The organism is Nonomuraea sp. B5E05, from assembly GCF_039880665.1.
GTDB lineage: Bacteria > Actinomycetota > Actinomycetes > Streptosporangiales > Streptosporangiaceae > Nonomuraea.
The window spans coordinates 37522-49625 of sequence record NZ_JBDPMJ010000044.1; the positions used below are offsets into that span (position 1 = coordinate 37522).

Below are 12104 nucleotides of genomic sequence, written 5' to 3' on the forward strand. Positions count from 1 at the left end.
AGTGACCGTCCTCGACAACCGGGTGGTGACGCCCGGCTCCGATCAGGAGCCTGCCGATCCCCGCGATCCCATCGTCCGCCTGACCGCGCTGCTCGACGAGGGCTCGCTGCGGCTCATCACCCCGGAAGACAAGAGCGGCATGCTGGCCGCGATGGGGCGCGTCGAGGGTGTTCCCGTCGTCGCGTTCTGCAGTGACGCCCGCTTTCAGGGCGGCGCCATGGGCAGCGAGGGGTGCGAGCACATCGTGCACGCCTACGACGTGGCCGTCCGCGAGCGGGTGCCGGTCATCGGCATCTGGCACTGCGGCGGCGCGCGGATCCCCGACGGAGTCGAGTCACTGCACGCCGTCGGCAGGGTCTTCGCCGCCATGACCAAGGCGTCCGGCGTGGTGCCGCAGATCTCCGTGGTCGTCGGCCCCGCCGCCGGCGGCGCCGCCTACGGTCCCGCGCTCACCGACCTGGTCATCCTGGCCGACTCCGGCCGCATCTTCGTGACGGGCCCCGACGTGGTCCGCAGCGTCACCGGCGAAGACGTCGACAGCGCCGCCCTGGGCGGCACCGAGCCGCACAGCAAGCGCAGCGGCGTGGCGCACATCGTCACCAAGACCGAGACCGACGCCTACGTCAAGGCGCGCCAGCTCGCCACGCTCCTCGGCCACCAGGGCCGGATGCGGTCGGGAGAAATCGAGGAAGTGGACTTCTCCACGCTGCTGCCCGACTCCGCGCGCCGTGCCTACGACGTCAAGCCGCTGGTCAACGGCCTGCTCGACGAGCCCGGCCTGGAGCTGCACCCCAAGTGGGCACCGAACATCGTCACGTCGCTGGGCCGCCTCGGTGGCCGGACGGTCGGTGTGATCGCCAACAACCCGATGCGGCTCGGCGGCTGCCTCGACGCCACGTCCGCCGAGAAAGCCGCCCGCTTCGTACGTATGTGTGACGCTTTCGGAGTGCCGTTGGTTGTCCTCGTGGACGTTCCCGGTTACCTGCCGGGCGTCGGACAGGAGCACGACGGCGTCGTGCGCCGGGGGGCCAAACTGCTGCACGCGTTCGCCGAGGCGTCGGTGCCGCGGGTCACGCTGATCACGCGGAAGGCGTACGGCGGGGCGTACATCGCGATGAACTCCCGCGCCCTGGGCGCCACCAAGGTCTTCGCCTGGCCCACCACCGAGGTCGCCGTCATGGGGGCCGTCGCGGCGGTGCGCGTCATCAAGCGGCGCGAGCTGGCGGCCGTGCCCGAGGAGGACCGGGCCGAGCTGGAGGAGCGCCTGGCGGAGGAGCACTCGAAGCTCGCCGGCGGCCTGACCAGAGCGCAGGAGCTGGGCGTCATCGACGAGGTGATCAAGCCGGGGGAGACCCGCGGCGCGATCGCCAAACTGCTCGCCCAGGCGACCCCCGCCCGCGGCGCCCACGGCAACATCCCCCTGTAACAGCCGACGACGCCACGCCGGCACGCGGCGACATGCCGGGCCGTCTCGGCTCGCCCTCGGCGACGGCTCGCCGTCAGGCTCGACAGCAAGGCCCCGCACCGGTTCGGTGCGGGGCCTTGCTGTCGCCGGGCAGCGCGGCCCGGCCACGGGGCGCTGCCCGTGCCGAGCGGGTGTACGGCGAGGTCAGACGGCGGCGTGCAGCCAGCGGACCGGCGCGCCGTCCCCGGCATAGCGGAACGGCTCCAGCTCCTCGTCCCACGGCTTGCCGAGCATCCTGTCCAGTTCGTCCTCCAGCACGCACCGGCCCTGAGCGGCCATCATCATCGCGGTGCGCAACCGATCTTCGGGGATCATGATGTCGCCGGCCGCGCCGATGACCGCCGTGAAGGCGCCGAGCGTCGGCGTGTAGGCGTGCCGGGACCCGTCGACACCCGGGGAAGCGTCCTCGGTGATCTCGAATCTGAGCCGCTGCCAGCCCATGAGCGAAGAGGCGATGGCCGCGGCGACGCCCGGCCGGCCCTCCCATTCCGCCTGCGCGCGCACGACGTTGGGCGCGGCGGGTTGCGGAGTCCACGTCAGATCTACGGGCACGCCAAGGACACCCGCGACTGCCCATTCGATGTGTGGGCACAGCGCGGGCTGAGCCGAGTGGACGTAAAGGACGCCACGAGCAGACACCGGACCTCCCGTTCGGTACGAGGTGCGCCTTCCCCAACGGCCTCGTCCCGGGATGATCACAAGTGACTAGGGAGAGACTACCGTCGGTCGCCATCCGGCACCAGTGGGGGGCCATACCAACTTGGTGCGGGAGTCGTACGTGACAGCGGGGCAGCGGAGGAAAGATACCGGCTCATGGACATGCAATCTGTCGGCGAGTCGTTCATCCGGCCAGGTCAGGTTCTGACCGACCGGTCGGCGCTGTCCGCCGCGTCGCGCTGGACCTCGGCGGTCTCGGAGGCGGACGGGGTCTGCGTCATCCACCTGTCTCCCGGCGCGGACCCCTGCGAGGTCACCGCCGAGCTCCGCGACCAGGGCGTGCGGGCCTCGCCGAACCACGTGTTCCGCGGCCAGCCGCTGTTCTTCGGCGGCCCCGCGTCCCGGCCCTTCCCCGCCCCGCCCATCCGCTACAAGCCGGGCCGTACGCGTTCGGACGTGGTCATCGGCCTGCTCGACACCGGCGTCGCCGAGCACCCCTGGTGGTCCGGCAGCGACTGGTACGAGCGGCTCGGCCCCGACGACGCCGACGCGGCCGAGGGCGCGCAGGCGGGGCACGGCACGTTCATCGCGGGCCTGCTGGCACGCCGGGCGCCGGGCGCGGCGCTGCGGGTGCACCGGGTGCTGGACGGCGACGGCGTCGGCGACGAGGCGACCGTCGTACGCGCGCTGCACCGCATGCGCGATCGGCCTCCCCACGTGCTCAACCTGTCCTTCGGCGGCCACACCTTCGACGACCGGCCGCCGCCCCTGCTGTCCGACGCCCTCGCCGCGCTGAGCGACACGGTGACCGTGGCCTGCGCCGGCAACACCGCCTCCGACCGGCCGTTCTGGCCCGCCGCGCTGGGGTGCGCCGTGGGCGTGGCGGCCGTGGACGCCTCGCAGGAGCACCGCGCCGTCTACTCGAGCCATGGCACCTGGGTGGACGCCTGCGCCCGCGGCGACTGGCTGACCAGCAGCTTCCTGCTGGGCGGCGAGTTCGAGGGCTTCGCGTCGTGGAGCGGCACGTCGTTCGCCACCGCGCTGGTGGCGGGCGCCATCGCCGACGCGGCCAGGGACGAGCCGGCGAAGGAGGTGGTCAGGCGGCTCCTCGACGCCGGGGAGGCCCGGCAAATTCCGGATCTGGGAGTTCTCGTACCGTCGAGTCTGTAGAGTTTACGCTCAGTCCTCACGCAATTACGAAGAGGCATGACCGCCTCGGCGTGCCGCACGGAAGGAGGCCGCATGCCCGATCCACGTGAGCCGGCGGAGCTGGTCACGGCGGCGGCCGACGGCGACCGGACGGCGTGGGACGAGCTCGAGGCCAGATACGGGCCGCGGATGTGGGCGGTGGCCAGGGCGTCCGGGCTCAGCCCTTCCGACGCGGCGGACGCGGTCCAGGGATCTTGGCTGCGGCTGCTCCAGCACCTCCACACGCTCAGGGATCCGGCGAAGGTCGGCGGCTGGCTCATGACGACCGTGCGCCGCGAGGCTCACGCGTTCCTCCGCAAGCGTCATGACGTCGCCCCTTTCGACCACGACATCCTCGCCCTCGAGGCCGTCGACGATCCCGACCCCGCCTCCGCCGTGCTGGAGGCCGACGGCAGGCGCCTGCTCTGGAAGCAGGTCTCCGCCCTGCACGAGCCCTGCCGCACGCTCATCCAGCTGGTCGCCATCGATCTGGGCAACCGGCAGATGGCGGCGCGACTGGGCATGCCCGTGGGCAGTGTGGGCCCGACCAAGGCCCGCTGCCTCGAGAAACTGCGCACCCTGATCTCATCACAGGAGACGGCGCAATGATCAACGACGAATATTTCCTGGCGGCCCTCCGGCTGGCCGCGGGAAACGACCCCATCCCGAGCCAGGTGTCCGCCGCCGCACGCGACGTCTACGGGCTGCGGGTCCCCCGCGCGGTGACCGCCACGCCCACCGCACGCGCCGCGGGCCCCGACGTGCGCGACCCGGACGGCTGCCACCTGGTGCGCTTCGTCGCCGACGACCTCACCTTCGACCTGGAGGTGACGGTGGGCGACGGGCTCATCGACGTCGCGGGCCAGGTGTGCCCCCACCCGGGCGAAGACGCCGTCATCGACGTGAGGACCCCGCACCTCACGTTGACCAGACACCTCGCCCACAACGGCGACTTCGCCGCGACGGGCCTGCCTCCTGGCTGGCTCAGCGTGGTGTGCCACCGACCCGGACGTGCCCCCGTACAAACCAGATGGGTGCGCATCCGGCCCTGACCCCGACCACCAGCCGGCAGGGGGAGCCGCGCCCCCGCCCGGCGCCAGACCAAGGCCTGCCATGAGTGCATACCCGGACTCATCAGGCGACCTCGATCCGCTCGTCAGGGCGGCCGAGGCCGCGATGCTGCGTTCCCTGGTGGATCCCGGCCACGCCCTGCGCGCGGGCCGCCTCGTGCTGGCGGCTGCCCGCCGTGTCGGCTCCGCCGAGGCCGCGGTCATGTCGCTCAGGGCGATGGCGCTGGCCGCCCGCGAGCTCGGTGACCTGGAAGCGGCCGAGCAGCACCTCCGCGAGGCCCTCGGCACCTCCGGCGCGCCGCAGGAGCGGCTCGCGCAGGTGCGGCTCTCCCTCGTCACCGTGCGCACCGAACGCGGGCACCCCCTGCAGGCACTGCGTGTGGCCGCCCTGGCCTGGGCTTATCTGCGCCCGCTCGACCGCGCCAAACTCGACACGCAGCGCGCGGTCGCCCTGGCCCACCTCGGCCGCCACCAGGAGGCCATCGCCTCCTGCGACCGTGCGCTGCGAGCCCTGGTGACCGCGCCGGGCACCATCGACGACCGCAGGTTCCTGGCGGGCGGCCTGCTCAACCGCGGGCTCATCCACTCCTACCGCGGCGACTGGGACGCCGCCATGCGCGACCTGACCGCGTGCCTGAAGATCGCCCGGCACGCCGGGCTGCTGCACCTGTCCCGCCTGTCCGCCGCGAACCTGCCGTTCCTCGCGGTACGCCGGGGCGACATCGCCGGGGCGTTCAAGCACTACCGGGACGCCGAGGACACCCTGTTCGGCTTCCCCGAGCGGCTGGCCACGATGCGGGCGGACTTCGCCGGCGCCCTGCTGGCCGCCCACCTGCCCGGCGAAGCCAGGGCGATGCTGAGCCTCGCCGTACCCGACCTTGAAGCGTCGGGCGCCCAGGTGGCGCTGGCCGAGGCGCGGCTCAAACTGGCCCAGGTGGAGCTGCTCACCGGTGACCCGCACCAGGCCAGGCAGGTGGCCGAGCAGGCCGCCGCCGAGCTGGCCGCGCAGGAACGGACCCGCTGGCTGCCGCTGGCGCAGGAGGTCGTGCTGCGGTCACGGCTCGCGCTCGAACCCGTCACTCCCGCCCTCGTCGGCGAGCTGATCGCGTGCGCCGACGAGCTGGAGAACGGCTTCGCCCCGCAGGCAGGGGCGGCGCTGCGGCTCGTGGCGGCCGAGGCGGCACTCGCCATGGACGACCACCCGACAGCCTCCGCGCAGCTCGCCCGGCTCACCCGCTACGCCGAACGGGGCGAACGATGGGTCCCGGCGGGCACCCGGCTCACCCCGCTGGGCTCGGAGCCGCAGGCCAGGCAGCTCGCCGCGCAGATCCCGGGACCGGTGCGCCAGCACGCGCTCGCGCTCGAAGCCGCGCTGCAGGAGGACAACACCGGCGCCTTCCGCGCGGTCCAGGACGGGCTGTCGGAGGTCAGCGAGCATGTCGAGACGTTCGACGATCCGTCGCTGCGCGCCCACGCGGCCAGAGCCGGGGAGCGGCTGGCGGCCTTCGGGCTGGGGCTGGCGGTGCGCAACGGAGGCGTCGAGGAGGTGTTCGAGTGGAGCGAGCGGTGGCGGGCCGTCACCGCCCCCGCGCACGCCGGCTCGCCCGCCGATCCCGAACGGGTGCGGGCGGAGCTGGGAGCGGGAACCCTGGTGGAGTTCGTGCCCCACGAGGAGTCGCTGCTGGCCGTACTGATCTCCGAGCGACGGGTGCTGCTCCGGCGGCTGGCCGACGTGCGGCAGGTCAAGGAGGCGATCGTCCGGCTGCGCTACTCGCTGCGCCGCCACGCCGGCCCCGCCGACGTCGAAGCCGCTGCCGCCGACGTCGAACGGCTGGTGCTGCAACCGCTCCTCACCGAGCTGGGCAACGGGCCGCTCGTGGTGGTGCCCGTGGGCGCGCTGCACACGCTGCCGTGGGGCGCGCTGCCGTGCCTGCGGGAGCGCCCGGTGAGCGTGGCCGCCAGCGCGGCCGCCTGGGTGCACGCGCTCGGTCGGGTACGCCGCGACGGGCCCCCTGTGGTCGTGGCCGCGGCCGGGCCCGCGCTGGCGCACGCGCACGCCGAAGTGGCGCACGTCCTGTCCTGCCACCCAGGGGGACGCGAGTCGCCCGCGCGCACGGCCGACGTCCTGAAGGCGCTCGAAGTCGCGGACGTGCTGCACCTCGCGGCGCACGGGGTGTTCCACTCACGCAGCCCGCTGGTGTCCGGAATCACGCTGGAGGACGGGCCGCTCATGGCGTACGACCTGCTGGAGGCGCCCCGGTCGGCGGAGCTCGTGGTGCTTTCGGCGTGCAACTCGGGGATGTCGCGGGCACCCGTGGACGGGGCGCCGCTCGGTCTGCCGGGGGCGTTCCTGGCCAAGGGGTCGTCGTGCGTGGTGGCGGGGCTCGTACCCGTGCGGGACGAGGCGGCGCGGGCCGTCATGGGAGTGTTCCACGAGCTCGTGGCGGCGGGCCGGCCACCGGACGCGGCTCTGGCGTGCGCCGCGGCCAAGACGGGCGAGCACGCCTTCGTCTGCTTCGGCGCAGGCGACCGGGCGCTGTATTAGCCCGAAGGAAGGCGCCAACATCAGCGTATCCGGCGGACACGATTCTCTTGTTTCACATATACGACCGTTCTCTGAACGCGGCACTCGAATCATAGACATCAATACCCACAAAGCCCCAATAAAGCCAAAGACCTGCCTATATCGGTGAGAATCGGACTGACATCTCAGGCTCGATGAGGTTTTACTGAGAGGTGACAGGTCGACCGATTCGCGGCGACATAATCGGGTATGCCGAGCATGCCGCGCATACCTAGCGGTATGGACAACGGATTGATAATTACAATCCCTGCACGTATACGGAAGTCAAATGACACCAAAAGGCTTTAAGCGGAATAAGCGCCGCGGCGGCTTTGCCCTGGTGTGGCTCGCCGCAGCGTCACTGGCCTTCGCGTCTCCACTGCCGTCAGTGGGGAACGCGTATGCCGACGCAGACGATCCACCGCGGCCAATGAACTCTGACGTCTCCGGCGACATCTTGCGGGAAGCTTCCCCGCAGTCCCAGCGTCTCCAACCGTGTGGGCACGATGAGCGGCGGTGCCACAAGTGCTGCGCCCACGATCGCTGCCCCGAGTGCCCGATCGGTGCAACAGGGCCCACCGGTCCTGCCGGCCCGACCGGTCCGGCAGGAGAGCCCGGAGCCGCCGGAGAGACCGGCCCGACCGGACCACAAGGAGACCCCGGAATCGCCGGAGAGACCGGCCCGACCGGACCCGCCGGTGACACCGGACCTACCGGGCCCAGCCAGTCGATAGACAGCGCGCAGGCCAACAACAACTACTTCACGCTGCTTGTCCCGAGCTCCGGAGGACTCTTTGTCCGTGACGCGAACGTGTCGCCGACCTGGCAGGACCTGTCGTCGCTCGTGCCGGAGGGCGAGACGGTCGTCGCGGCCACGATAGTGGATCAGGGCCAGCCGCCGAGTAACGACGTCCACATCTCCATCCTCACCGCGGACGGAGACGTCTACCAGACGGCGTGCGTTGTCACGGGCGACTACACCTGGCCGACGAACTGCACCGCATTCGTCGACAACACACCGCCGGACAACTGATTTCCACGGGCGGATGCCGCACTCGCCACGTTCGGGCGCGGCGTCCGCACGTCAGGGCCCCTGACCGGATTCGAGGCCGGAGGGCGGGCCCGTCCTCCCGTCTCCGCGCTCGCCCTGGATACGCGGGGCACCTTACGCAGCACCGACTCGTCTCCTCAGAGGTCATCGTGGGCTCAGCCACCATCACCCGATCCGAACTCCTCGTGTCCGGCGGCGAAGCTCGGCGTCCACGTATCCGGTCGTGGGCCGTCGCGCTGCTGCTGGGCTGGCTGGGACAGGCCGTTCTGCGCGTTGTTCTGGGAGTGCAGCATGCCGCTCCTCTGTTGATCCCCGATGAGTCCGGATATCTCCTGGCGGCACGACTGCTGGCGGGGGGCTCGGCCGCTGACCTGTCCGGGCGAACCTTCTATCAGGGCGGCTATCCGCTGCTCATCGCACCCGCGTACTGGTTCAGCGACGATCCGCAGATCGTCTATCACCTGGCGATCTGCGTCAACGCGAGCATCGGGGCCGGGCTCCTCCTGCTCGCCTACGTCGCACTTCGCCGGATGGGCCTGCCCCGCGGCAAGGCCTATCTGCTGGCCCACGCGACCGCGCTCCTCCCATCAGCGGTCTACTACTCGCAGTTCGCGCTCACGGACGCCGTGCTGCCGGTGCTCGTGCTCGGCTGGCTCCTGCTGCTGCACACCTGGCTGAACGGCGGCGCCCGACTCCACGGCTACGCGGCCGCCGCAGTGGCGGCCCTCGCCTACAGCATGCACAGCCGGGGGATCATCATTCTCCTGGTGCACGTGTGCCTGCTCGCCGTCGTCGCCGTGCGGCGCCACCGGCCACGACGTCCCGATGTGCTGGTGATGGCGGCCATCACGGTGGTGGGCGTGGGGCTGGGATGGCTGCTCAACGCGTGGATACAACGCCGGATCTACCCGGGCGGCGTCGCTCCCCTCGGCGACTGGCTCGCACACCGGCTGACCAGCATGGACGGCATGGCATGGACTCTCGCGGTGGCGACCGGCCAAGTCTGGCACACACTTGTCGCCACCTTCGGCGTGGCGGGCATCGGACTGGTCGTGCTGGCCGTCATAGCGTTGCGCGCCGGTTTCCCGACGCCCGATCGCCTGCTCGCGGGCACCATCCTGAGCTCGATCGCCGGGGTGGCCCTGGCCACGTCGGCCGCCCTGCCGAGCGAAGGTACCGTCGCCAATCTCGCCTATGGGAGGTATCTCGCCTGTTTCACCCCTGTGCTCTTCATCGTGGGATTGATCGTGCTGACTCATTGCCCACGCGTGGTCGCGACGCGGGCCGTTCTCGCGACGGTCGGCCTGACCGTCGCGACAATGGCGGTGGTTCACCTGCATGCGGGTGAACGGCTCACCAGTGATTTCTTCGGCGTATTCGACTTTCCCGAAATATCATTTCTTACCGGGGATTGGGATTCGCTGAGCCTGGGACAGGCCACGCTGACCTCGATGGCCGCCATCATTGTCGCGGCTCTGTTGAACGGCCAGGTGGGCCGCAGGACCTGGCCGGCCGTGGTCGCCACGGCCTGCATTCTGACCGAGCTGGCGATCGCGGGCGTCGTGGTCGCCAAGGTCTCCGCGCCGTGGGGACGCACCCTGAAGTACGCCACCGATCTGAGCCCTGTCGGGCTGCGGCCCGATGATCGGGTGGGTATGTACTACCCGGGCGTGCACTGGCGGATCTGGGTGTCGCAGGCGTTCCAGGTGCCGACCGAGCTGATTCCGATCGACCTGCACCACACCGAGCGACTGGACCCGCGGGTGACTCTGGCCGTGGTCCCCTGGCCGACGGGGTCGGAGGTCGGGCACACCTGGCCCGCCGCGCCACCCGGATGGCGGCCAATGATCGCCAACCAGAACCACGCGGGTAACTGGGTGGCCTGGGGCCACATCTCGCGGGAAGTGCCGGATCCACCGGCGCCACGCTCCGAGGCCGCTCCAGCGGATACGGCCGCACCCATCCGAGCAGCTTCTACGGACTGACGGGCCCTGCCCCACACGGCGGGCCGTCGGACGAGCCGGCCCGCGATCGTACGAACGGAACCAGCTGATCGCCGGGCCGGCGCTCAGCCCGTGGCGACGGGTCTCGACGGGTCGGCGACCCAGTCGGACCAGGAGCCCACGTAGAGTGCGGCGGGCAGGCCCGCCACCTCCATGGCCAGCACCTCGTGGGCGGCCGTCACACCGGATCCGCAGTAGGCGCCCGCCTCCACCCCTTCGCGGATCCCGAAACCGGCGAAGCGGGACCGGAGGGCGCCGGGCGCGAGGAACCTGCCGTCGGGGCCGACGTTCTCGGTGGTGGGCGCGTTGACCGCCCCAGGGACGTGCCCCGCCACCGGATCGACCGGCTCCACCTCACCTCGGTAGCGCTCGGCCGCCCTGGCGTCGAGCAGCACACCCTTGGTGGCCAGCGCCGCCGCCTCGTCGGCCACCAGGACCGGCATCCCACCAGGCCGGGACGTGAACTCGCCCACCGCGACAGCGGGCGCCTCCTTCGCGACCGGCAACCCCGCCCCGGTCCAGGCGGCCAGCCCTCCGTCGAGCACACGGACGTCCCGGTGGCCGAAGTAGCGCAGCGCCCACCAGGCCCTGGCCGCCACCGTGGAACCCACGTCGTCATAGACCACGACCGGCCGGTGGTCGGACACGCCGAGGCGGCGCATCGCGTCCTGGAACGCGCCGGGCTCCGGCAACGGGTGCCGGCCGCCGGCGCCGGGAGGCCCGGCGAGGTCGGTGTCGAGGTCACAGTAGACGGCGCCCGGAATGTGCCCTTCGCGGTAGAGCTCCGCCCCCGGCGGGCCGCCGAGCCGCCAGCGGACGTCGAGCACCGTCACGCCGTCGAGCGCGGCGAGATCGGCGGGTGTGATGAGCGGGCTCGTCACGTGCGTACCTCCAGGAGCGGGACGTTCTGCTCGGCCGCCGTCAGCGAACCGTGGTAGCCGGTGAAGATCGCCTCGACCGGATGGTTCGCGGGAGCGGTGATGGCCAGGTCGGTGTAGGGGACGGCCACGACGTCGCCGATGCGCTCCAGCCACGCGTCACGCACGCGGGGCCCGAACCAGCCCGACTCGACCGCCTCCTCCCTGGAGGCTACCCAGGCCTTGCCCGCGAAGATCTCGCGCCACGCCTCCAGCACCTGATCACCCGCGCCCGGCTCGGCATAGACGTGCCTGGCCCTGGCCTCGCCGCCGAGCAGCGCCACTCCCTGCGTCAACTCGGGGACGCTCTCGGCATCGACCTTCTCGCCGACGTTGACCATGCCGTGGTCGGCGGTGACATAGAAGGCGGACCCGGGCGGCAGCCCTTCAGCGATCCGCTGGGCCATGCCGTCGACCACGCCGAGCTGCCGCAGCCACTCCTCGCTGCCCCAGCCCGTCATGTGGCCGGCCGCGTCGAGATCTCCGTAGTAGACGGTGACGTGAGCGGGGCGCCGCCGCATCGCCTCGTGCACGCGGGCGACGCGCTCGTCGGCGGTCTCGGCGGCCACGTAGCGCACGCCACGGTAGACGGCCCTGGTCAGCCCGGAGCCCTCGAACTGCGCGGGCGCGACATAGACGGAGTCGATGCCGGCCAGAGTGGCGCGCTCGTAGACGGTCTCGGCGGGCTGCCACTCGTCCGGGTCCATCGCGTGGCCGCCGGGCATCGTCCAGCGCAGGCAGTTGAACAGGTGCCCGGTGCCCGGCACGGCCAGCATCAGCCCGAGCATGCCGTGCTCGCCCGGCGTCAGGCCCGTGCCCAGCGAGCACAGGCTCGTCACGGTCGTGGCGGGAAAACCCGCGGTGAGCGTCCTGCTCCGCAGACCGGCCAGGAACGGGGCGGCGTCGGCGTGGGCGCGCAGCAACTCGGCTCCCAGACCGTCCACCAGGAACAGGCAGACGCGCTCGGCGGGCTCGATGGCGAGCGTGTTGGGCGCGCGCATTCCCAACGCGGCCAGCAACGAATCCGGCAGATCCGTCAGCGCCCCGCCGCCATACCCCGGCACCATTGGTAGTCAGGGGCGCGGTGCCGTGAAGGCCCGGTTCCCCATCCCCCTTTCAATTCCGTACGTGCGGTTTTCCCGCATACGGCTTACCGATGATCTTCTTGACATGGTTACGCTGCCTTCGGA

Annotated in this window: 10 protein-coding genes; 7 read left to right on the top strand and 3 right to left on the bottom strand. The window is 71.5% G+C overall.

Annotation, left to right across the window (positions count from 1 at the left end; genetic code table 11):
* The first annotated feature begins 1 nt into the window (after position 1).
* Positions 2–1426, top strand: coding sequence for a carboxyl transferase domain-containing protein (locus ABGB01_RS42685; RefSeq protein ID WP_347779743.1), 1425 nt, complete (start codon positions 2–4; stop codon positions 1424–1426).
* Between the two features lie 183 nt (positions 1427–1609).
* On the opposite strand, the gene ABGB01_RS42690 is transcribed toward ABGB01_RS42685, so the two are convergent.
* The gene (locus ABGB01_RS42690; protein ID WP_347646961.1) at positions 1610–2104 is read right to left on the bottom strand and encodes a DUF3145 domain-containing protein; all 495 of its coding nucleotides are present in this window, start codon (positions 2102–2104) and stop codon (positions 1610–1612) included.
* Between the two features lie 174 nt (positions 2105–2278).
* On the opposite strand from ABGB01_RS42690, the gene ABGB01_RS42695 reads away from it, so the two are divergent.
* The 6 genes from ABGB01_RS42695 to ABGB01_RS42720 all read left to right on the top strand — a co-directional run bounded on the left by ABGB01_RS42695 (position 2279) and on the right by ABGB01_RS42720 (position 9979).
* Entirely contained in the window at positions 2279–3292 is a 1014-nt protein-coding gene (locus ABGB01_RS42695; protein ID WP_347779745.1) for a S8/S53 family peptidase, read from the top strand.
* Between the two features lie 72 nt (positions 3293–3364).
* Positions 3365–3919, top strand: coding sequence for a sigma-70 family RNA polymerase sigma factor (locus ABGB01_RS42700; RefSeq protein WP_347779747.1), 555 nt, complete (start codon positions 3365–3367; stop codon positions 3917–3919).
* Positions 3916–4362: a hypothetical protein gene (locus ABGB01_RS42705; protein WP_347779748.1), complete on the top strand. Its 447-nt coding sequence runs from the start codon at positions 3916–3918 to the stop codon at positions 4360–4362. The genes ABGB01_RS42700 and ABGB01_RS42705 overlap by 4 nt, the downstream gene beginning before the upstream one ends.
* 61 nt (positions 4363–4423) lie before the next feature.
* Positions 4424–6925 (top strand): CHAT domain-containing tetratricopeptide repeat protein, encoded by a 2502-nt coding sequence (locus ABGB01_RS42710; RefSeq protein WP_347779750.1) that lies wholly within the window; start codon positions 4424–4426, stop codon positions 6923–6925.
* An 829-nt stretch (positions 6926–7754) separates the two neighbouring features.
* Positions 7755–7976, top strand: coding sequence for a hypothetical protein (locus ABGB01_RS42715; protein WP_347617900.1), 222 nt, complete (start codon positions 7755–7757; stop codon positions 7974–7976).
* Positions 7977–8143: 167 nt separating this feature from the next.
* Positions 8144–9979 carry a hypothetical protein gene (locus ABGB01_RS42720; protein WP_347779752.1) on the top strand — a complete coding sequence of 612 codons (1836 nt, stop codon included), beginning with the start codon at positions 8144–8146 and terminating at the stop codon, positions 9977–9979.
* A gap of 83 nt (positions 9980–10062) precedes the next feature.
* Here the strand turns inward: ABGB01_RS42720 and ABGB01_RS42725 are convergent, their stop codons facing one another.
* Positions 10063–10878 carry a sulfurtransferase gene (locus ABGB01_RS42725; protein WP_347779753.1) on the bottom strand — a complete coding sequence of 272 codons (816 nt, stop codon included), beginning with the start codon at positions 10876–10878 and terminating at the stop codon, positions 10063–10065.
* Positions 10875–11981, bottom strand: a complete 1107-nt coding sequence (locus ABGB01_RS42730; RefSeq protein WP_347779754.1) for a nucleotide pyrophosphatase/phosphodiesterase family protein — start codon at positions 11979–11981, stop codon at positions 10875–10877. The genes ABGB01_RS42725 and ABGB01_RS42730 overlap by 4 nt, the downstream gene beginning before the upstream one ends.
* Positions 11982–12104: the final 123 nt, after the last annotated feature.

Excerpts from the sequence above, each read along its gene's own strand:
- ABGB01_RS42730 (WP_347779754.1), bottom strand. The coding sequence starts at position 11,981 with ATGGTGCCGGGGTATGGCGGCGGGGCGCTGACGGATCTGCCGGATTCG.
- ABGB01_RS42705 (WP_347779748.1), top strand. The coding sequence starts at position 3,916 with ATGATCAACGACGAATATTTCCTGGCGGCCCTCCGGCTGGCCGCGGGA.
- ABGB01_RS42700 (WP_347779747.1), top strand. The coding sequence starts at position 3,365 with ATGCCCGATCCACGTGAGCCGGCGGAGCTGGTCACGGCGGCGGCCGAC.
- ABGB01_RS42710 (WP_347779750.1), top strand. The coding sequence starts at position 4,424 with ATGAGTGCATACCCGGACTCATCAGGCGACCTCGATCCGCTCGTCAGG.
- ABGB01_RS42695 (WP_347779745.1), top strand. The coding sequence starts at position 2,279 with ATGGACATGCAATCTGTCGGCGAGTCGTTCATCCGGCCAGGTCAGGTT.